Origin of the sequence: Salinivibrio sp. IB282 (genome assembly GCF_001995685.1) — a bacterium.
GTDB classification, from domain to species: Bacteria; Pseudomonadota; Gammaproteobacteria; order Enterobacterales; family Vibrionaceae; genus Salinivibrio; species Salinivibrio kushneri.
Window position 1 is genome coordinate 1 of the sequence record NZ_MUET01000052.1, and the last position, 21064, is coordinate 21064.

The 21064-nt window shown below is 50.6% G+C and carries 19 protein-coding genes; 4 read left to right on the forward strand and 15 right to left on the reverse strand.

What is annotated here, in order from left to right:
* Nucleotides 1–120 precede the first annotated feature (120 nt).
* The gene (locus BZG14_RS10930; protein ID WP_077608744.1) at nucleotides 121–1818 is read left to right on the forward strand and encodes a sensor histidine kinase; all 1698 of its coding nucleotides are present in this window, start codon (nucleotides 121–123) and stop codon (nucleotides 1816–1818) included.
* Entirely contained in the window at nucleotides 1815–2531 is a 717-nt protein-coding gene (gene btsR, locus BZG14_RS10935; RefSeq protein ID WP_077484436.1) for a two-component system response regulator BtsR, read from the forward strand. The genes BZG14_RS10930 and btsR overlap by 4 nt, the downstream gene beginning before the upstream one ends.
* Nucleotides 2532–2550: 19 nt before the next feature.
* Here btsR and BZG14_RS10940 read toward each other — a convergent pair whose 3' ends face one another.
* The 7 genes from BZG14_RS10940 to ffh all read right to left on the reverse strand — a co-directional run bounded on the left by BZG14_RS10940 (nucleotide 2551) and on the right by ffh (nucleotide 8278).
* A complete protein-coding gene (locus BZG14_RS10940; protein WP_077484434.1) occupies nucleotides 2551–2940 on the reverse strand; it encodes a DUF2799 domain-containing protein in 390 nt (129 codons plus the stop codon).
* 147 nt (nucleotides 2941–3087) lie between these two features.
* Complete coding sequence (locus BZG14_RS10945; protein WP_077608736.1) at nucleotides 3088–4512, reverse strand: carbon starvation CstA family protein; 1425 nt, start codon at nucleotides 4510–4512, stop codon at nucleotides 3088–3090.
* Between the two features lie 210 nt (nucleotides 4513–4722).
* Nucleotides 4723–5076, reverse strand: a complete 354-nt coding sequence (rplS, locus tag BZG14_RS10950; RefSeq protein WP_046074125.1) for a 50S ribosomal protein L19 — start codon at nucleotides 5074–5076, stop codon at nucleotides 4723–4725.
* Nucleotides 5077–5104: 28 nt separating this feature from the next.
* A complete protein-coding gene (gene trmD / locus BZG14_RS10955; RefSeq protein WP_069363488.1) occupies nucleotides 5105–5860 on the reverse strand; it encodes a tRNA (guanosine(37)-N1)-methyltransferase TrmD in 756 nt (251 codons plus the stop codon).
* Nucleotides 5861–5885: 25 nt separating this feature from the next.
* Nucleotides 5886–6413 (reverse strand): ribosome maturation factor RimM, encoded by a 528-nt coding sequence (gene rimM / locus BZG14_RS10960; RefSeq protein WP_069363487.1) that lies wholly within the window; start codon nucleotides 6411–6413, stop codon nucleotides 5886–5888.
* Nucleotides 6414–6441: 28 nt separating this feature from the next.
* Complete coding sequence (rpsP, locus tag BZG14_RS10965; protein ID WP_069363486.1) at nucleotides 6442–6690, reverse strand: 30S ribosomal protein S16; 249 nt, start codon at nucleotides 6688–6690, stop codon at nucleotides 6442–6444.
* A 205-nt stretch (nucleotides 6691–6895) separates the two neighbouring features.
* Nucleotides 6896–8278, reverse strand: coding sequence for a signal recognition particle protein (ffh, locus tag BZG14_RS10970; RefSeq protein WP_077608737.1), 1383 nt, complete (start codon nucleotides 8276–8278; stop codon nucleotides 6896–6898).
* A gap of 181 nt (nucleotides 8279–8459) precedes the next feature.
* Between ffh and BZG14_RS10975 the strand changes: the two genes are divergently transcribed.
* Both BZG14_RS10975 and BZG14_RS10980 read left to right on the forward strand, forming a co-directional pair.
* On the forward strand, nucleotides 8460–9257 hold the full coding sequence (locus BZG14_RS10975; protein WP_077484426.1) for a cytochrome C assembly family protein: 798 nt from the start codon (nucleotides 8460–8462) through the stop codon (nucleotides 9255–9257).
* Nucleotides 9258–9363: 106 nt separating this feature from the next.
* Entirely contained in the window at nucleotides 9364–10650 is a 1287-nt protein-coding gene (locus BZG14_RS10980) for an HlyC/CorC family transporter (protein WP_077608738.1), read from the forward strand.
* Between the two features lie 144 nt (nucleotides 10651–10794).
* Here BZG14_RS10980 and BZG14_RS10985 read toward each other — a convergent pair whose 3' ends face one another.
* From BZG14_RS10985 to BZG14_RS11020, 8 genes are all read right to left on the reverse strand, one after another.
* Nucleotides 10795–13350, reverse strand: a complete 2556-nt coding sequence (locus tag BZG14_RS10985; protein ID WP_077608739.1) for a LuxQ periplasmic sensor domain-containing protein — start codon at nucleotides 13348–13350, stop codon at nucleotides 10795–10797.
* 3 nt (nucleotides 13351–13353) lie between these two features.
* A complete protein-coding gene (locus tag BZG14_RS10990; protein WP_077608740.1) occupies nucleotides 13354–14400 on the reverse strand; it encodes a substrate-binding domain-containing protein in 1047 nt (348 codons plus the stop codon).
* Nucleotides 14401–14703: 303 nt separating this feature from the next.
* The gene (gene luxS / locus BZG14_RS10995) at nucleotides 14704–15222 is read right to left on the reverse strand and encodes an S-ribosylhomocysteine lyase (RefSeq protein ID WP_069363481.1); all 519 of its coding nucleotides are present in this window, start codon (nucleotides 15220–15222) and stop codon (nucleotides 14704–14706) included.
* Between the two features lie 29 nt (nucleotides 15223–15251).
* Nucleotides 15252–15869, reverse strand: coding sequence for a transglycosylase SLT domain-containing protein (locus BZG14_RS11000; protein WP_077608741.1), 618 nt, complete (start codon nucleotides 15867–15869; stop codon nucleotides 15252–15254).
* A 14-nt stretch (nucleotides 15870–15883) separates the two neighbouring features.
* A complete protein-coding gene (gene gshA / locus BZG14_RS11005; RefSeq protein WP_077608742.1) occupies nucleotides 15884–17461 on the reverse strand; it encodes a glutamate--cysteine ligase in 1578 nt (525 codons plus the stop codon).
* Between the two features lie 97 nt (nucleotides 17462–17558).
* Complete coding sequence (locus tag BZG14_RS11010; RefSeq protein ID WP_077608743.1) at nucleotides 17559–20408, reverse strand: M16 family metallopeptidase; 2850 nt, start codon at nucleotides 20406–20408, stop codon at nucleotides 17559–17561.
* A gap of 10 nt (nucleotides 20409–20418) precedes the next feature.
* Nucleotides 20419–20841: a YqaA family protein gene (locus BZG14_RS11015; protein ID WP_077458984.1), complete on the reverse strand. Its 423-nt coding sequence runs from the start codon at nucleotides 20839–20841 to the stop codon at nucleotides 20419–20421.
* Nucleotides 20842–20903: 62 nt separating this feature from the next.
* Nucleotides 20904–21044, reverse strand: coding sequence for a zinc-binding dehydrogenase (locus BZG14_RS11020; protein ID WP_274532399.1), 141 nt, complete (start codon nucleotides 21042–21044; stop codon nucleotides 20904–20906).
* Between the last annotated feature and the right edge of the window lie 20 nt (nucleotides 21045–21064).

The window sequence follows — 21064 nt, forward strand, 5'->3', positions numbered from 1 at the left end:
GCAATATTGAGTGTATTATTTTATTTACTATGTAAACTAAAATTTACAAACAAGATTATCATAGAGTCTTAAACGGCCAACCGTTACTATAACCTATCCGTGATTTTTGTGTGGTTGGTTATGGCCCTGGTTCTTTCCCTCTTGCAGCAAATGAGCGTTTATCTGGTGATCGCCTATTTGCTGAGTAAAACGCCGGCGTTTATGCCGCTGCTGAGCATCTCTGGGCGACTGTCGCATAAGGTCGTTTGTTACTTCCTCTTCTCTGGGTTTTGTATTCTCGGCACCTATTTTGGTTTAAGTATCCAAGACGCAATTGCCAACACCCGTGCTATCGGCGCAGTGATGGGCGGCTTACTGGGCGGCCCGGTCGTAGGTTTTTTGATTGGGCTAACCGGTGGCTTGCATCGATATAGCTTAGGCGGTTTTACCGATCTCGCTTGCGCCATTTCTACCACTGCCGAAGGCTTGATTGGTGGCTTAATGCACCGCTACTTAGTGTCCCGCAACCAAACCAGCCGTTTGTTTTCTCCTACCGTGGTGTTGGGGGTGACCTTTGTCGCCGAGCTGGTGCAAATGGCCATCATTCTCGCGGTGGCAGAGCCCTTTGGCCGTGCATACGAGTTGGTCAGTGCGATTGCGGCGCCCATGGTGATCGCTAACTCAGTCGGCGCCGCGATGTTTATGAGCATTATTGTCGACCGAAAAACCCTGTTCGAGCGCTATTCAGCGGCGTTTTCCAGTAAGGCGCTAAAAATTGCTGAACGTTCGGTCGGTATTTTAAGTAGCGGCTTTAATCAGCAAAGCAGTGAACAGGTCGCCGCTATTATTCAGCAAGAGACCGGTGTCGGCGCCGTCGCAATTACCGATCGGGAAAAAATCCTCGCCTTTACTGGTATTGGCGATGATCATCACCTGCCAGGTACACCCATTGCCTCAGATTACACCCGTCGGGCGATTGCCGATGATCAATTAATTTATATTGATGGTGCCGACACGCCCTACTGCTGTTCATTGTCGCCTTATTGTAAGCTCGGCTCCGTCTTGGTGATCCCGCTACGCGGGGGCGATGGTTACGTGCTGGGCACGGTGAAACTCTATGAGCCGAAACGTAAGCTCTTCTCAGCAATCAATGTCACCATGGGTGAGGGGATCGCACGATTACTCTCCAACCAGATTTTGACGGGCCGTTATCAGCGTCAACAAAGCTTGCTCACCCAAGCTGAGTTAAACTTATTACGCGCCCAAGTGAATCCGCACTTTTTGTTCAATGCCTTAAATACCATTAGTGCAGTGGTCAAACGTGAGCCGGAACGTGCTCGCCAGTTAATCCAGCACTTATCCACCTTCTTTCGCAGTAACCTCAAGCAAAATCGCGAGACGGTGTCGCTTGAGCAAGAGTTGAATCATCTTGACGCGTATTTAGAACTCGAACATGCCCGCTTTGCCGATCGTATGAGTGTAGAGAAGCAGATTGATCCGGCTATCTTGCACGCGGTGATCCCAAGTTTTACCTTACAACCTTTGGTTGAGAACGCGGTGAAACATGGGATCAGCCAATTGATGGCAGACGGTAAAATTGTGATCCGTGGCTGGCAAGAAGGCGAATGCCTGTATTTACAAGTGGAAGACAATGCTGGGCTTTATCAACCAGCGGCACAGCACTCAGGGCTCGGGATGCGGATCGTTGATAAACGTGTGCGCGGTCTGTTTGGTGGCCAATATGCGCTAAAAATGACCTGTCAGCCCGATGTGTGGACGCGGGCGACCGTAACCCTCCCCTTAACTTATCAAACGCCCAACAAGGAGAGACAGGCATGATAAAGGCACTGATTGTTGATGATGAACTGCACGCTCGAGAAGCCTTGGAAGATGAGCTACTCGCGCTTGGCGGCGTTGAGGTGGTTGGACAGTGCAACAATGCTATCGACGCACTAAAAACCATCAACCAAAGCCGCCCCGATGTGGTGTTTTTAGATATTCAGATGCCACGCGTGACCGGCTTAGAGCTTCTCGCGATGCTCGACCCCGACACCATGCCTAAAGTGGTCTTTGTCACCGCTTATGATGAATACGCGGTACAAGCGTTTGAGGAGAATGCGTTCGACTATTTGCTCAAACCCGTTGAGACTGAGAGGTTGAAAAAATCACTGGAAAAGCTCACACGCGAGCTGAGCCAGAAACACGACTACCAAGTGATCACGCCCACGTTGGATTTACTCCCTTGCGCCGGACATAACCGGATTACTCTGATCCCACACCAGGAGGTCGAGGTCGCGCGTACCGCCTTAAGTGGCGTCGCACTGCTCACCGCAAAAGGCGAGTCTACCACGCACCTATCACTCAAAGTTCTGGAAGACAAAACACCACTGATACGCTGTCATCGGCAATACTTGGTACACCCTGCTGCTATCCGCGAAATCCAGCTGCTCGATAATGGCCTTGCCGAAGTGGTCACCACATCTGCGTATGTGGTGCCTGTCAGCCGTCGTTATCTCAAATCATTAAAAGATAAGCTCGGGCTATGCCAGTAACCCCCGCGCTTACCGGGCGCTAGTAAAAAAGCCCGTTGGCTTGGTTTTGAAAGTCGTTATAGCCGCGCTGCCATTCCATTCTAAAGCGCTGAGAGCCAGGACGACTTTCACACACACCCATATAGGGATTGCCATCCAACCCTAATTGGTAAGCATGGGTAGGATCGCAGTAGGCATCTATACCCTGAAGATAGCCTTGTTCATAATCGAGATAATTGGCGTTCATGCGCTCACCGGCTTGACTGGCTAGAGTCTGCAAATTTTTCAGTGAGCGCTGAGGCAGCCCCCGCTGCCCGTCTTGTTCACCAAGCCCATACCAGTTCTGTTCACCGACCAAGCCCTGGGTGGTCGATGCGGCGCATCCGACCAACAATGCGACAACCCATAATGAAAAAAATGTTTTTATCATGCTTACCCCTCACCCTACGTAAAAAAGCCCCAGCAAAAGCTGAGGCTTAGATCTTAGCGTATTTGCGCAGATATTGCCGTAAGACCAATCATTTAGATAACAATCAATCGACGCTAACCAAGGCGGCAGGCCCTGATGGCGTGGCAATCACTTCTCATCCGCGATCAGTTGTGGATTAGGCTTATACCCCACAAAGAAAGCAATCGTGGCAGCGATTGTTGCCCCCACACCGATGATGGTGGCGATATTCATCGGTAGGCTAAACCCGATTTCAGCATTAGCCAAGTACGTAACGGTCACCGCAGTCATAAACATTGCCGGAATGGTGCATACCCAGTGCAACTTATCGCGTTTAATCAGATAAGCTGCCGCGGCCCATAGCATGATCATCGCGGTAGTTTGGTTGGCCCAGCCGAAGTAACGCCAAATCACGCCAAACTCCGCTTTGGTGATCAAAAAACCGACCACAAACATGGGGATCGCAATCATCAGGCGCTTCACCATCGGTTTTTGCTGAATTTTCAGAAAATCGGCGATAATCAGACGCGCAGAGCGGAAGGCGGTATCACCCGAGGTAATCGGCAGCACAATCACCCCCAAGACCGCCATAATGCCTCCGACGGTGCCAAGTAGTGAGGTGGAAACCTCATGCACCACCGCAGCCGGACCACCGTTGGCCAGCGTTTGATTAAGCGCCTCACTGGATTCATAGAAGCTCAAGCCCAGGCTGCACCAGATAAGCGCAATCACACCTTCACCGATCATCGCGCCATAAAAGATAAAACGCCCTGACTTCTCGTTTTGCATGCAGCGCGCCATCAATGGCGACTGGGTGGCGTGGAAGCCGGATACTGCTCCACAAGCGATAGTAATAAACAGCAATGGCCACAGTGGTAGGTCGGTTGGGTGGAAGTTAGTCGCAAAGTCTAGCCCTTGGCTGTAGAAGCTGTGATCGCTCACAGCCAAGCCGATAATCAAGCCCACCGACATAAAAACAAGCAAGGCACCAAACACGGGATAAAAACGGCCGATAATTTTATCAATAGGTACCACTGTCGCCAGCACATAATAGGCAAAGATAATCCCCACCCACATCGCCACGCTCATTTCTGACAGGCTACCTAACAACTTGGCGGGACCGAGTACAAATACCACGCCCACCAACATCAAGAGCAACACCGCAAAGAAGTTCATAAAATGTTTAGCGAAGTTACCCAGATGCTCACCGACCACAGAAGGCACGGAGGCCCCATTGGCGCGAACACTCAACATGCCCGAGAAGTAGTCATGCACGGCCCCCGCAAAAATGCAGCCAAATACAATCCATAACATGGCCACAGGACCGTACAAGGCACCGAGAATCGGGCCGAAGATGGGGCCTAATCCAGCAATATTTAAAAGCTGAATCAGGTAAATTTTTTTGTCCGACAGCGGCACATAATCCACGCCGTCGCTCATGCTCATGGCCGGTGTCGCTTTTTGCGGCTTAGGCCCAAAAATTTTGGTAATAAAGGTGCCGTAAGTGAAGTAGCCCACAATCAAGGTCACCACGCATAATAAAAACCAGGACATCACTGTTCTCCATGTCGTTAGCGGCTAAGCTGCCAGTCTTTTAGTAGGGTACAGATGCCATTTTGCCGACATAGCCGCCACATTCATCTGCTTTGTCGGTGAGTGGTCGCATGGGCGAGTAAACGGTTGTAAGTACGGTTGAGCGGTTGAGGACATTAAAAAAGCCCGTCCAAGTGGACGGRCTTTTTGAGCAATAAACGCCGAGGGCGATTACTTCTTGTTAAGACGCTCTTTGATTCGAGCTGACTTACCAGAACGCTCACGCAGGTAGTACAGTTTGGCACGACGTACTGCACCGCGACGTTTAACAGTAATGCTGTCGATAACTGGCGAATGGATTTGGAAAGTACGCTCTACACCTTCACCGCTTGATACTTTACGTACGGTAAATGCAGTGTGTAGACCACGGTTGCGCTTAGCGATAACCACACCTTCATATGGCTGCAGACGCTCACGGTTACCTTCTTTTACTTTAAGCTGTACCAGGACAGTGTCACCTGCTTGAAACTCAGGCAGGTCTTTTTTCATTTGCTCTTCTTCGAGCTGCTTGATGATGTTACTCATTGTTTATAACCCTAGAATAAACTGAAACTCAATTTGATTCGGCACTTGCACGGTGTTCTTTTATGAACTCGGCAAGTAGTGATTCCTGTTCGTCAGTCAGAGCTAGGTTTTCCAGGAGCTCTGGTCGTCGTAGCCAAGTGCGACCTAGCGATTGCTTTAATCGCCAGCGACGAATGTCCTTGTGATTGCCGGATTTTAGCACCTCTGGTACCCCCAACCCGTCTAACACTTCTGGACGTGTGTAGTGTGGACAGTCTAACAACCCGTTAGCAAAGGAGTCTTCCTCTGCTGACGCCATGTCGCCGAGTACACCCGGTACAAACCGAGCAACCGCGTCCACCAGCGTCATTGCGGGCAGCTCGCCCCCACTGAGCACAAAATCTCCCACTGACCATTCTTCGTCTACATGGGTTTGAATAATGCGCTCATCTACCCCTTCATACCGGCCGCAAATCAAAATAAGTTTGTCATTGCTCGCCAGTGATTCAACCCCCGCTTGGTCGAGCTTGCGCCCTTGCGGAGAGAGGTAAACCACTTTCGCTTTATCGCCTGCGGCATATTTGGCAGCGTGAATAGCATCGCGCAACGGCTCAACCATCATCAACATACCGGGGCCACCGCCGTAGGGTCGATCATCAACCGTGCGGTGTTTGTCGTGGGTGAAATCACGCGGATTCCACGTTTCGACGTTTAACAGCCCTTTTTTTACCGCTTGGCCCGTGACTCCAAAATCAGTGACCGCTCGGAACATTTCAGGAAACAGGCTAATAATGCCAACCCACATATTTCCGCTCGCTTACTGTTGGAGTTTAAAAACCAGGATCCCAGTCAACTTCGATCCGTTGAGCAGTGCGATCAATTGACTTGATAACCTGCTCTTCAAGGAACGGAATTAAGCGTTCCTTTTTGCCAAAAGCATCTTTGAGGTTGGCTTTGACGACAAGTACGTCGTTCGAGCCGGTTTCGAGCATGTCAGTCACCGTACCGAGGTGGTAGCCTTTTGCATTCACCACGTCCATGCCAAACAGCTCACGCCAATAAAACTCTTGATCTGACAAAGCAGGCAGCGACTCAGTCCCGACTGCAATCTCAGCATTGGTCAGCATCTGCGCATCTTCGCGCTGATCCAGCCCTTTGAGCTTGGCAACATACCCCTTGTTGTGGCGTTTCCAGTCTTCTAACTCAAAACGTTGCCACTCGCCACGCACCTGGATATACCAAGGTGAGTAGGCAAAAATGCTCTCAGCTTCTTCAGTGTAAGAAAAAATCTTGAGCCAGCCACGAATACCGTATGACGCGCCTAGCTTGCCAACCACGATAGTATCTTGCTCACTCATTTCTTCTTTTAACCCTGACACTGGAGACTTACGCTGCTTTCGCGGCGTCTTTGACTAGCTTAGCCACACGGTCAGAAACCGTTGCGCCTTCGCCAACCCAGTGGTTCACACGATCCAGGTCAAGGCGTAGTTTCTCTTCCTGGCCTTGAGCAACAGGGTTAAAGAAACCGATTTTCTCGATGAAGCGACCGTCGCGCGCCTGGCGGCTGTCAGCTACAACGATTTGATAAAATGGGCGTTTTTTCGCGCCATGACGTGCCAAACGAATGGTTACCATATCGTCCTCATTTGCATTACTTAATAAAATTGGCCCCGTTTCGCGTCAGCAATGCGGGGCCTCGTGCCAAAATAAAGCTCGGGAATTTTACTCTTTATTGCTGTGAATGCAACTGGTTTAGTCAAATTTCCACCAGTTGTCCCAAGCCTCACAGCGAGTTGATCTGCCTGCCAGCACTGGGCTGACAGGCAAGTCCGCTATCTGATTAGCCCATGRATCCGCCAGGCCCACCTGGACCACCACCCGGAGGCATCATGCCTTTCATTTGGCGCATCATGTTGCGCATGCCGCCTTTTTGCATCTTCTTCATCATTTTCTGCATTTGGGTAAACTGCTTAAGCAAACGGTTCACGTCCTGCACTTGCGTACCTGAACCTGCAGCAATCCGCTTTTTACGCGACCCTTTGATGATTTCTGGACGCTGGCGCTCACGCGGTGTCATTGAGTTGATGATCGCTTCCATTTGCAAGAACATTTTGTCATCAACGTTATCTTTCACGTTGTCGGGCACATTCGACATCCCAGGCAGCTTATCCATCATGCCCATCATGCCACCCATGCCCTTCATCTGCTCAAGCTGATCACGAAAATCGGCCAAATCGAAGCCTTTCTTCTGCTTGAACTTCTTGGCCATTTTCTCGGCTTTGTCTTGATCGACATTACGCTCGAGATCTTCGATAAGCGACAGGACATCGCCCATCCCCAAGATACGGGATGCCACCCGGTCTGGATGGAAAGGCTCCAGTGCGTCGGTTTTTTCACCCACACCCAAAAATTTGATTGGCTTACCGGTAATATGGCGCACCGATAACGCCGCACCACCACGGGCATCACCATCGACTTTGGTCAACACGACACCGGTCAGTGCTAAAGCGTCGTTAAACGCTTTGGCTGTGTTCGCGGCGTCTTGACCTGTCATGGCGTCAACCACGAACAAGGTCTCAACTGGGTTAACCGCACTATGAACGCCTTTGATCTCGCCCATCATGGCGTCATCAACGTGCAAGCGGCCAGCGGTATCAACAATCACCACGTCGTAGAACTTCAACTTGCCGTGATCAACCGCCGCTTTGGCAATATCAACAGGGTTTTGGTCGGCGCTCGATGGGAAGAAATCCACCCCGACTTCACCCGCCAAGGTTTCCAGCTGTTTAATCGCCGCAGGGCGATAAACGTCCGCTGACACCACCAAGACTTTCTTTTTTTCCTGCTCGGTAAGCATCTTACCCAGCTTGCCCACACTGGTGGTTTTACCCGCCCCTTGCAAGCCTGCCATCAAAATCACTGCGGGCGGCTGTGCCGCAAGATCTAATTTTTCATTGGCATCGCCCATCACCGCTTCGAGCTCGGCTTGGACAATTTTAATAAATTCCTGACCAGGGGTCAGGCTTTTAGACACTTCAATGCCAACGGCGCGTTCTTTGACGCGTTTGACAAAATCACGGACCACAGGGAGCGCGACATCGGCTTCCAGCAGCGCCATACGCACTTCGCGTAGGGTCTCTTTGATATTGTCTTCCGTTAACCGACCTCGGCCGCTCACATTTTTGAGCGTCCGGGATAAACGTTCTGATAAGTTTTCAAACATGCGTTACTCGCCCACTCGTCCTATTGGCCCATGATTTTTCATCTGGGTGCAATCGCTGTCGCGAAATTACTGAGATTATACCGCAATCCCCCCATCGCTTGCATGTATCGATAGCGACGAAGATTGAGGCAAGGTATACTCACACCTTCATTCTTATTGATTAACTGACTGATCGGTGACGATGGAAATTCTGACAGCCTTATTCGCATCAATGCTTTATCTGGCCGCCATTTTGCAGATCATCCCCGGCTTGTCCAGCAACAATCAAATTAGTGCGAAGCCGGTCTTTTTCACCGCCGTGGCTGCGCTGGCGCTGCATGCTTATTTGTTAAAAGACCTGATTTTATCCGGTTCAGGACAGAATCTTAGCATGCTCAACGTCGCCTCCTTGGTGAGTTTTATCATTGCGATGATGACCACAGGGCTAATTTTTCGATTGCGGCTGTGGTTCTTGCTCCCGGTGGTTTACGCCTTCGCTGGGCTAAACCTGGCGAGTGCGACCCTGCTGCCCGGTGCCTTTATTACCCATCTCGAATCGCACCCAGAAGTGCTGTTGCACATTTCTTTAGCGCTGTTCGCCTATTCAACCTTGATGATCGCCACGCTCTATGCGCTGCAACTGGCGTGGTTGGATTATCAACTCAAACACAAAAAACGCCAGGTCATTAATCACAATGTTCCTCCTTTAATGATGGTGGAGCGACAGCTTTTCAACATCATTTTGGTGGGGCAGGTTTTATTAACCTTCACTTTAGTGACTGGGTTTATTTTTGTCGATGATATGTTCGCGCAAGGGAAAGCGCACAAAGCCTTCCTTTCAATGGCCGCTTGGGTCGTGTATGGCGTGCTCCTTTGGGGACATTATCAATCAGGCTGGCGTGGACGCCGGGTGGTCTGGTTTAGTATTGTGGGCGCCTTTCTACTCACTTTAGCCTATTTTGGCAGCCGTTTTGTCCGTGAGATCCTGATCGCGGGGTAAGACAGTGCGCGCATATGGCAAAGGGCAAACAGCCCCATAGGCGCGTGGCAGTAGTGTACACTCGAGCGTAGGCTCTGATCTTCAAACAAACGTAAGGAACAGTTCGTTGGACGACATATCGACGGGAATTTTAATTTCCCTTTTGGTATTGCTTATCGTCATTTCCGGTTATTTTTCCGGGTCTGAGACAGGCATGATGGCCATTAACCGCTACCGGTTACGCCACCTTTCTAAATCAGGCCATAGCGGCGCTAAGCGGGTCGAAAAACTGCTCACTCGGCCAGACCGATTGATTGGTCTAATCCTGATCGGCAATAACTTGGTCAATATCCTGGCCTCGTCGATCGCCACCGTTTTAGGTTTGCGCCTGTACGGTGATGCCGGTATTGCAATCGCCACCGGGGTACTAACCATGGTGATTTTGGTCTTCGCGGAGGTGACCCCTAAAACGCTCGCCGCCCTCTACCCGGAACGGGTCTCTTTTATCAGCAGCTTTGTGCTGACCATTCTGATGAAAGTGTTCTATCCGTTGGTCAGTTTCGTGAACTTCATAACCAATGGCTTTTTACGGATGCTGGGGTTAGGCGCCAAGGCTGATGGCAAAGACAGCTTAAGTACCGAAGAACTGCGCACTATTGTTAATGAGGCCGGGAGTCTGATCCCGCGCCGCCACCAGCATATGCTATTGTCGATTCTTGAGTTAGWAGAAGTGACCGTGGATGACATTATGGTACCGCGTAATGAAATCACCGGGATTAATATCAATGATGACTGGAAGTCGATCATGCGCCAATTCACGCATGCTCCGCATGGACGGATGGTACTCTATCGCGACACCATCGACGAAGTGGTTGGCATGCTGCGCGTGCGCAAAGCGTACCGCTTAATGGTTGAGAAAAACGAGTTTAATAAAGAAACACTGCTGCGCGCCGCCGACGAAGTGTACTTTATTCCGGAAGGCACACCACTGAACGTGCAGATGTTGAAATTCCAACGCAACAAGCAACGTATTGGTTTGGTCGTTGACGAGTATGGCGACATGATCGGTTTGGTGACCTTGGAAGATATCCTTGAAGAGATCGTCGGTGAATTTACCACCTCATTGTCACCGAGCTTGGCAGAAGAAATTACGCCACTGACCGACGGTGGCTATCTGATTGAGGGCAGCGCCAATATTCGCGACTTGAATAAGAGCCTTAATTGGGCCCTACCAACCGATGGGCCGCGTACCCTCAATGGCCTTATCCTCGAGCACCTAGAAGATATTCCTAACAACCGCTTAAGTGTAGAGATTGATGGCCATCATATTGAAATTGTTGACGTTGCAGACAATATGATTAAGCAAGTTAAGGTATTACCGGCCAAGCAACCACAAGCGAGTGTAAACAGCTAGTTGAGCACCTTCGCATCAGCTATATCACGGCACTAGCACCCTGAAAAAGCCATGAGATGAACGCACAAAAAAGTGGGGCCTTCCCCACCTTTTTTGTGCTTGCCTCTTTTTAGGTCATCACCTAATCGCCCGTTACCACTGCCATCATGAAGAGCTGTTTTCCGTAGAGGTGTAATGCCGTAATGCTTCAATAAAGCTAGCCTCTTTGATGGGTTTCACAATCACATAATCGGCACCCGCTTGATAAAAGGCCTCATGAACATGACCGTACGCATCTGCCGTGCACGCATAGATGGGGACGCGGAGCCCTAGCGTATGACGAATCGCTTTGGTCGCATCAATGCCGCCAAGATTCGGCATATGATTATCCATTAATACCAGATCATAGGGCGCTTGTTGGAGACGTTCGAGAGCCTGCTCCCCATCTTTCACCCAATCAACATCAATCTGGTATTTGTTGCAAAACGCTTGAGCCACCATGGCATTGATTTTATTGTCCTCGACCAGCAACACCCGCTCAATGCCCAAAGACGCCGGATCAAAGGGATCTGCCTCGACGGCTTGTGCGGGTTTAGCGTGTGTCACGGTCACAGGCACAGTGACCATAAAGCGACTCCCTTTTTCCGGCTCACTGGTCACATCAATCTCCCCCCCGAGCAAGTCGAGTAAGCTTTTCACGATAGATAAGCCCAAGCCACTGCCTCCGTATGTCCGCGTGACGCTGGAGTCGGCTTGTACAAAAGGGTCAAACAAGGATGCTAGCGCTTGTTGATTCATTCCCACGCCCGTGTCAGTGACCTCTATATGTAAGCTTGTTTGCTCACCCGACTCGACTAATTTGATGGTCATCCCCACCTTGCCGACATGGGTAAACTTCACCGCATTACTCATCAAGTTGAACAGGATTTGAGTCAGACGTGATTGATCAGAGTACACCATGGTGTCACCCGCGACGGGGGCATCAATGGTCAATGCAATCTGTTTACTCTCACAAATCGGGGTATAGATATTCTCAACGGTACGAACCATATCTTGCAGATAAAAGTCGTCGTGCTCGATGGTCATCTTTCCTTGTTCAATTTTGGAAAGGTCAAGTACATCATTTAGCACAGTTAGTAAGTGCTCACCACTTTGATAGAGACTCCCTAAAAGATCTTTTTGCTCTTTTTCTTTTGCCTTATCACTCAATATTTGGGTAATCCCTAAGATACCATTAAGCGGCGTTCGAATTTCRTGACTCATCTTAGCCAAGAACTCCGACTTAGCACGGGCAGAGGCTTCAGCCGCCTCTTTGGCACGTTGACTTTGCTGCTCCGCTTCGATCAATGACGTGATCTCTTGACCCTGCCCAATCACCGCTTTCACTTGGTTGTCGACCATTAACGGCGCCAGATTCCAACGATACACCCGACGATCAATCTCTATATTCACCCCTTTTAAAATCGTCCCGTCTAATGCGCGTTGTAGGTGAGGGGTAATCGCACACATAAACTGGTCGTAGAGCCAACTCGAGGCATGGATTTGCTCGTCATAGTTAAGCTTTAGTTTGGCCGCGGGGTTAATCCGTGTAATATCAAAGTGGGTGTCCCAAACGATGATGGGTGACAAGGCATAATCAAACAGGTCTTGGAGTGAGCGCTCTTTTTCATACAAGGCATCAAACGTGGACTCCAAGGTTTTACCGATATGGTTAAACTCTTCAATATCCGATCCTGCAAAGGGCAAGGTGCGCTGTCGAGAGCGCGCGCCTTGGGTATAACGCATCAACTTTTCCAGTGAATCTGCGATGCGCGTTTGCACAAATCGATTAACCCAGATCGCTGCCACGATAATCACCATCGTGGTTAGCAGCAGGTTAATCCCCATTTGCCGCTGCAATGCCACCACATTGTCGTTTTGCTGTGCCGACAGCAGCGTAATTTTTGAAGGCTCACCAGCAATGCGTAACTTGGCTTGGCTCACTAAATAGTGGCGAAATGCTTGACTCTCGCCTGGCGCGGGAAGCGTGAGATCGCGGCCAATATCATCGTTGCTGCTCAGCGTCGAGGCGAGAGTGACGTTATCGGCAGACAACCACACCGCTTGCGTACCACTGGCGCGCTGCAAACTTTTGACAAACGAGAAGTTGCCATTAAGCATCACCACCACATATAAGTAGCCCCCCAACTTGCCGCTCGATTGAAACACAATCGGTGTGCGTCGCATTAACAGGTAGCTCTGCTCCATCTCTGTGGTGATGGTGGTTAACGCCCACCGATTAATCCCCCTTAACTGGAGGCGTAGCTGCTCTAACTGCTCACGATCAATACCATGAAAGAGGCTGCTACCGTCATGCCACAGCACACGGTCGTCTTTGGCGATAAAACGAAAATCGGGGGTGTTGGCCACGTCTTGCTGTTCTTGCTCGATAAAGTAATCATCTAAGGCAGCACTGTCCTCATTCGCCACCATTGATTGCAATGTCATACTCGCGGCATTGGTATTTTGATGAATTTGCAACGAGGTCAAGCGACTATCAAACACATTTTGCAGCAGACGAGACGTCTGCGTCAGGGTACGGGTGATTTCTTGATTAATCCCCGCCAACGTCAGCTGATAACTCTGTATATACACCCCGGCCGTCACAAAGAGGAAGAAGACCACGATCAAACGGGTCAGTAATTGAGACAGTGACAGCTTCGGCGATCCCGATATGGCCATTTTTTAGTCCGAGTATCTAAATGCTTGTTTTTTAAGCGCTTTTATTCGCTCAGGATCATCGTAGCGAGTAACCACTTCAAACCGCCCAGAATAGACCACAGGCACAGGTTGATGCTCAATATCACGCTTGATCGCCTCGGCCATGGCGACACCTGTGTCATCATTCATTCTCATCACAGTCACATCGAGTTGACCGGCGGCAATCGCGTCGAGTTCTGCCGAGCCACCGCCCCAGCCGTTGAGCCCAACCGTATCACGACCTAATTCATCTAAGGCCTGGACGGCACCAAACGCGACATCGGTTGCACACGCATAAATAAAGTCGAGCTTTGGATTATTATTTAGCATCGCTTTCGCCGCTTGGTAACCCGATTCTTGATCACCCTTGGTGTAATAAGCAGACAGCAAACTGCTATCACCGTGCGAGCTCATGGCCTCAATAAAGGTATCTCCCCGTGCATCACTGACATAACCTTGCGAAAAATAAAGCACCGAATAGTTCACGCCTTCAGGATATCGCTCTTGGTAATAGCTTGCCAATGCACGGCTACCACGTTGGTGATCAAACCCCACATATAAGAACGGCTGATTGTCTTGCCACGCTTTTACGGGCGTGGTGATATTTTGCAAAATAAGCTTGGTTTTGGTTTGTGATAACACATGGTTAATAAATTTACGGTGGCGCWCACTGTTCAAGGTAAAAATGAGATAATCGGCACCATCACGTAACGCCGCATACAACGAGGCACTTTGCTCACGAATATCAGTATTAGGGCGCGTCGTCACTTCCTGAAGCTCATAGGGGATATTGAGCGCATTCAGCCGCCGCTCGAAGGCACGCACATTACGCTGCCAGTAATCGGATATTTGCTCGCCTGGCACCACCACTGAGATTTTTATCGGCTCCATGGCACCTAAAAAAGGCACGGGATCACGCTGTACGAGCGCATCCAATTCGGTGGTTAGCCTTTTTTGCTCCGGGTGCAGCGCAAGATACTCATCATAGGACCAAAAACCATTGAGTGATCCGTGGGCATTCGGCATCACCATCAGCAAGGTAAGCCCAGTTAACCAACGGCAAAAACGGATCGCGTCATTTAGATGTCTAGTGCGTAAACTCACTTTTATCCCACAGCCCTTTTGTTTCCGAATCAGTGCCAGCTTAGCGAAACCCGTGCACCGACGCAGCGAGAAAAGCGAGAAGMGTGCTTGATGAGGCAAAAAAGATGCAACAAAGCCTACACTTCCCAAGCATTTATCTAGCAATCAAGACAAAAAGGGAGAAGCCATCAATACCAACAAAAACGGCAGCCCAAATAGGGGCTGCCGTTAGCGTTCAAAAACAGAGACGCGCTAGTCGACACGCAACGTTTGTAACATGGACTCAGGTAAGGAAAGATCATCGTTTTTGTTCACGGTCACCCCGGCATCGATGATGGCACGCGCGATATCTTTCGCCTCGTTAAGTGAGTGCATCTCATACGTCCCGCATTGATACTCGTTAAGCTCAGGGATCTTGTCTTGCGACGGTACAACCAGCACATCTTCCATCGCCAATTCCCATGCTTTCGCCACCTCAGGCTCTTGGGGCTCACCAATCAGGCTCATGTAAAAGCCAGTACGACACCCCATCGGCGAGATATCAATGATCTCCACCTTGTCGCTGTTGAGGTGGTTACGCATAAACCCAGCAAATAGGTGCTCGAGCGTGTGGATCCCTTTTTCCGTCAAGTGCTCTTCGTTAGGACGACAAAAACGAAGATCAAACACGGTAATCGTATCACCGCTGGGGGTCTGCATCGTTTTTGCAACGCGCACAGCCGGTGCATGCATGCGCGTGTGGTCAACCGTAAAACTATCTAATAGTGGCATCTTACCTCCTTTGTTCCTCGCGGCGACCCTTAAAATGGCCACCAGCTCAGATTATCCTCGAGTCGTTGTCGGCAACCTTTTAGCTGCCAACCGTAGTCCTTTGCTTGTTGTTCGACTTTGCGCGCCACGCGTTTTAACCCAGGTTTCCCCTCAAACGAGCCGCGCTGAAATCCACCTCTACCTTCATGGTAAGCCAAATATTGGCGATACACATCCCACTTTGACACCCCAAGTTGGCGGTAGGTTGCATCGGTATACCAGCCAATAAACTGTAACGCATCGGCAAAGTCAGTACGGGCGCCACCATTATCTGTGGCTTTTTGATAATCGGACCAAGCCGGGTCTTGCGCCTGCGCATAGCCATAGGCACTGCTCACTCGCCCCCACGGCAAGATGCCTAACACATAATCACGCGGGGGCAAGGCATCATGCACAAATGCACTCTCTTGCTTTACGAACGCCATGGCCACTTGGATGGGCGTCCCCCATTCCTCTTCCATATCCACCGCCGCTTCAAACCAATCGGGGTGCTGGTCGAAGATCGCACAGAGGTTGTTGGGATTATCCGGCGGTGGTGTGGCACATCCTGATACCATCACCACGGTGAAAAGTGCACCAATATGACGGGAAAAGTGCTTCCTGCTCATCGTCGTCCGTCCAATTACCAGCTTTCAGCCATGGGCACATCTTTAAAGTAAGCATTCAAAAACGCTTCAAAGCTTTGTGTATCACTGTCTTCTACCGCTTTTTGACGCGCAACGCTTTGTTTGGCTTCTTGTAAAAAGTCGGCATCACTGTGGATATTGTAAGGCACCTCCGCTAGCGCCGCTTTGTGGTCACGCGCAAGGCTTAGCCCTAGGCCGCCAATTCCACCTTGCGCTATCACGTCAGCGAGAACACGGCCAGATAGTGTGAGCTCTGGGTTATCAAAGCAGGTGATCATCTTGTCACAGACGGTCTCATAACGATGATCCCCAACGGCTTGATCCATCACTTTCGCCAACTGCTTAAGCTCACCCATGACTTGTAATCCCCACTCTGCTTGCGTGAGGGTCTCGCCTTCGCATCCTGTGGTCAGGGTTAACCCTGGCTTGCGACCTTCGAGTACAATTTTGTTCCAATTGTCACGCCAGCAATTGAGTTCAGGATCAGTCATCGGCTCAGAGGGGGACAAGGCACACCAGGCGACGAACAGATCAAGGAAATGAATCTGATCCTCTTCAATCCCCACCGCGCTGTATGGGTTCACATCCAAAGAGCGGACCTCGATGTACTCGACACCGCCTCGCTCAAGCGCTTCGGTCGGCTTTTCACCGCTTTCGGCATTCCGCTTAGGGCGTATGGGGGCATATAGCTCGTTTTCAATTTGCAGCACATTGGTGTTGAGCTGACGATACGTCTCGCCATCACGAATACCTAGCTTGGCAAACGCGTATGAGGGGGTACGAATCGCGTTTCTTAAACCTTCAAGATATTGCTCTAGGGTGTTAAAGCCAATTTTTAGATCCGCTTGCGCATTGTTGGTATACCCCAAATCACTCAAGCGCAGCGACGTTGCATAAGGTAAGTAACACGTCCCTGACGGCATATGCTCAAAGGGCAATTGGCTTTCCGCATGCTTGATAAACGAGCCACATAAAGCAGGTGACGCACCAAATAGATAAGGGATCATCCAACCATGGCGGTAATAATTACGAATAAGATCAAAGTACCCTTGGGTGACTGACGCTTGGCTTACCGTGTCTGAGTGGTACAAATGCTGCCAAAATGTCTCAGGCAAAGAGATGTTAAAGTGCACTCCTGAGATCACTTGCATGACACTGCCATAGCGATGCTTGAGCCCTTGGCGATACAAAGTCTTCATGCGGCCGATATTTGAGCTGCCGTATTGCGCCAAGGTGATATCGTCTTCCGATGCCACCACGCATGGCATTGACATGGGCCACAATTGTTCGTCGCCCATTTGCTGATAGGTAAAGCGATGGATGTCCTGCAACTCATCCAGCATCCCTTTCACCGACGTGTTAACAGGGGTAATAAACTCCAACAGCGATTCCGCAAAATCCGTCGTGATCCAACGGTGTGTCAGCGCCGATCCAAGTGTCTCTGGATGCGCCGTCTGCGCTAAGTGGCCTGTTGGCGTAATGCGTAATGCCTCGCGCTCCAATCCGCGGCCAATCCCCTTTAAGGCATCTGGGTTCTGCGCTAAACGCGCTAACCGTTGGGTAAAGTCAGTCAAAATGTATCTCTTATTTTTTTAAGCTGCGTGGCGGTCAATATAAACAAGCTATTGCTCAAAAGCCATCACGCAGCGGAGTAAGTTTATCCAAATAGGCTTATCGATAATCAAGCGCTAACCTGCGCACTGGCAAGCCAAGTTGACGTAAGCTATCGCTAAGGCGAGACGCATCCCCGACCACAATAATTTGATAGTCGTTAGGATCAAACCAACGTGTCGCTTGGGCATTCAGCTGTTGCAATGTGATTGATTGCAATGAGGCTTTTTGTGCCTCACGGTAGTTGTCGTCTAAATCAAAGGCCTCAATATGCGCGATCAAGCCTGCTTTTTCCCATGGCGTTTCATAACGCAGCGCATCACGCTGACCACTCGATTGACGCAAATAGGCAAGCTCTTGCTCAGTAAACCCATTTTCTTGTGCATGAGCCATTTCTCTCCAAAGCTCTTTAATGGCATCGGCACTGGCATCCGCACGCACATCGGCACTCACTTCAATGGTCCCGGTTTGACGACCACCATACACTCCACTGTGGGCGCCGTAGGTATAGCCTTTGTCTTGACGCAAGTTTTGATTCAGGCGCGCATTAAAATTGCCCCCTAARTTAAAGTTGGCTAAGCGGGTTTTAAACATCGGGCCGGTGGCATCGTAGGGCATACCATGGCGCACCATACGAATACTGGTTTGGGAGGCTTGCGGTTTATCCACCAGCCAAATTTGTGCCTGGTCGTAGTCTTTCGGAACGGCACGCGCCATCTGAGCCGTCGGTGGCGTTTGCGCTTGCCACGGCGTGATCCGGTTGGCGAGATTGATCGCATGTTCACGCGAAAGATCACCCACCACAATCAATTGGCTGCCTTGCAATACGTAGTGCTGGCGATAGAAGTGTTTCACATCATCAAGTGTCATGGCTGCAATATCTTCCGCGACACCTCCCTCTGGGGCGCGGAAGGTGGCATCTTGATATAACAGCTGGTTTGTCGCTTGACTAGCTAACCAACCGGCATCATCAGCGCGAGAGGCCATGCCCTCCAATAACTGGGTTTTAACACGATCAAAATCTTTTTCTGCAAAGGTCGGCGCGCGCAAGGTTTTATTGACCAGTTTCAGGGTCTCACCCAGATGCTTTTTCAGTGATGTTACCGTGATTTGTGTATGGTAACTGTCTGCGTCGACATTGACTTGACTGCCCAGCTTGTCTAGCGCTCGAGTCAGCTCAGCGGCTGACATACCTGCCGCGCCCTCGGTCACCATGGTGGCCGTTAAGTGAGCGATGCCTCGCTGATCGTTAGGCTCCATCGAGGTGCCGGCGGGTAAACGAAGCTGCAAGGTGACCGTGGGTGTCTCGCGGCTCACTGTGCCTGCCAGGTGAATACCATTGTCTAAGTCCGCCCGATAAATGCGTGGCACATTCACCGTAACACTCCCATTCGGAGCCGGGATCTGGGTGCGATCGAAGTCTTCTGGCGTATCACGTCGCGCTAACGTGTCGTGCGGGTTTTGCGTCTGTACCTGACCATAATCTGGACGCTGATAGATAAAATTCGCTGGCGCCGCCACCAAATCCGTCCGCCCAACGGGGACCACACTGGTGTTCACTGCGGGCTGACCTTTTATCCATTGCCGATAGCTTTCCATCACCTTGTCAGGGGTCACCGCATTAAGGCGTGCAAGGCGCTGATTCATACGGTTTGCATCACCGTAGAGCGTATAATCTCTGGCCAGCTGTGAGACCTTGCCGTCGACACTTTGCAGCGCAAAGATGTTATCGGCTTCCACCATGGATTGGATTTGGTCGATATCCTCGTCACTGACTCCTTTCGCCTCAAACTGCGTCAGAGTTTGCGTTAACAAGGTACGGATCTCAGCCAGTGATTGGCCTTGGCGGCCGACACCGTAGATCTCAAACGTACAGGCCAGCTCACCGCACTGATGCGATGCGCCTGCACTTAACAGCTGCCCCGTTTGCACGAGGGATTGATAAAGCACACTGTCACGCCCTTGCCCCAATACATTGGCCAGCACGCCCAAGCGCGTCGTGGTATCCGTCTCAGGCACACTGGTAGGAAAGGTCATTACCAATACCGGTTGCGAAACCTTATCTTCCAATGTCACAAAGCGAGGGCCGTCCAGCGTGACCGGTTGAGGTTTCGCCTCTGGTATTGATGGGCCTTGAGGAATATCACCAAAGTATTTTTTCACCCAAGCAAGGGTTTGCTGAATATCGATGTCGCCACCAATGGTGAGGGTGGCATTGTTCGGCCCATACCAGCGCAGAAAGAATTGCTTGAGATCGCCGACATCGACACGGTTAAGATCCTCAACGTAACCAATCACCGGCCATGAGTAAGGGTGACTCTCAGGGTAGAGTGCTTGATTAATCGTCTCGTTAACACGGCCATAAGGAACATTGTCTATCCGAAATGCGCGTTCGTTTTTCACCGTGTCACGCTGCACTTCAAATTTGCGTTGAGAGACCGCATCGAGCAAAAAGCCCATGCGATCAGATTCAAGCCAAAGGACACGCTCAAGCTCGTTAGCCGGCACGGTCTGGTAATACTGGGTGGTGTCACGGTTGGTTGAGCCATTGTTATAGCCCCCTACTTCTTTTATGCGCTTGCCGTGATCGTCTACGTGCTCTGAGCCTTCGAACATCATATGCTCAAAAAAGTGTGCGAAGCCAGATTTCCCCGGCTCCTCCCGGGCAGAGCCCACGTGATAACGCACATCAACGTTAACAAGAGGGTCAGAGTGATCCTCATGTAACAGCACCGTCAGTCCATTATCTAATTCAAATTGTTGATAAGGAACTTGGGCACTGCCCGCTGGGGGCGAGACAGTTTTGATCCACGTAATGCCCTCAGGCGTTTGAGTGGGTGAAGAGCCAGTCAGTTGGCACCCTGACAAGACAGATAATAAGAAAAATGTGGCGAGCAATAAACGTGGCATAGAATCATTCCTAACCGGCTACCCAACGAAATGAAATCACAATCACTAGGTAGCGCGATGCTTTTGCAACAAAGATAATCAACCAGCACCAAGATTGGCGAAGGCGCAGCCAACCGGCCACCACGCAAAGCGGATCACCCATAACCGGGACCCAACTTAATAGCAAGGCAGCATAACCATAGCGTTGCAGCCCTGCGAGCGCTCGGCGGTGCCATGATTGACGCGGTTGATAATCGGGCAGCCAACGCCCAATGGCGTAGTTGGTCATACCACCGAGCGTATTGCCGACCGTGGCAATCGCCACAACGATCCCATCCGCGAATGAGTGCTGGGTTAATAAATACACCAGATTGGCTTCAGAGCCACCAGGCAATAAGGTCGCACTTAAAAAGCTGGTGGCAAATAAGGTTGCCAGCAGCATCCAATCGTCCATTCGACCTCATGCAGTATCATTGGTTCAGCGCCTACGACAAAGCGCTCCCCCGGGGTGAATAGCTAAGCCGAGGGCATTTCCAACACACGCTTACCACGTGTATGACCTGTTTCTAACGCTTTGTGCGCCTGTGCGCCCTGTTCAAGCGGGTAGACGGCCGCGATATCTATTTTCAGATCGCCCTGATCAAGCATGTCGAGCAAGCGCTGAGTCTGCCAAGTAT

What these genes read in the sequence shown, in the direction of transcription:
- BZG14_RS10930 (WP_077608744.1), top strand. Translation starts at nt 121, where the DNA reads ATGGCCCTGGTTCTTTCCCTCTTGCAGCAAATGAGCGTTTATCTGGTG.
- btsR (WP_077484436.1), top strand. Translation starts at nt 1,815, where the DNA reads ATGATAAAGGCACTGATTGTTGATGATGAACTGCACGCTCGAGAAGCC.
- BZG14_RS10940 (WP_077484434.1), bottom strand. Translation starts at nt 2,940, where the DNA reads ATGATAAAAACATTTTTTTCATTATGGGTTGTCGCATTGTTGGTCGGA.
- BZG14_RS10945 (WP_077608736.1), bottom strand. Translation starts at nt 4,512, where the DNA reads ATGTCCTGGTTTTTATTATGCGTGGTGACCTTGATTGTGGGCTACTTC.
- rplS (WP_046074125.1), bottom strand. Translation starts at nt 5,076, where the DNA reads ATGAGTAACATCATCAAGCAGCTCGAAGAAGAGCAAATGAAAAAAGAC.
- trmD (WP_069363488.1), bottom strand. Translation starts at nt 5,860, where the DNA reads ATGTGGGTTGGCATTATTAGCCTGTTTCCTGAAATGTTCCGAGCGGTC.
- rimM (WP_069363487.1), bottom strand. Translation starts at nt 6,413, where the DNA reads ATGAGTGAGCAAGATACTATCGTGGTTGGCAAGCTAGGCGCGTCATAC.
- rpsP (WP_069363486.1), bottom strand. Translation starts at nt 6,690, where the DNA reads ATGGTAACCATTCGTTTGGCACGTCATGGCGCGAAAAAACGCCCATTT.
- BZG14_RS10975 (WP_077484426.1), top strand. Translation starts at nt 8,460, where the DNA reads ATGGAAATTCTGACAGCCTTATTCGCATCAATGCTTTATCTGGCCGCC.
- luxS (WP_069363481.1), bottom strand. Translation starts at nt 15,222, where the DNA reads ATGCCACTATTAGATAGTTTTACGGTTGACCACACGCGCATGCATGCA.
- BZG14_RS11000 (WP_077608741.1), bottom strand. Translation starts at nt 15,869, where the DNA reads ATGAGCAGGAAGCACTTTTCCCGTCATATTGGTGCACTTTTCACCGTG.
- BZG14_RS11015 (WP_077458984.1), bottom strand. Translation starts at nt 20,841, where the DNA reads ATGGACGATTGGATGCTGCTGGCAACCTTATTTGCCACCAGCTTTTTA.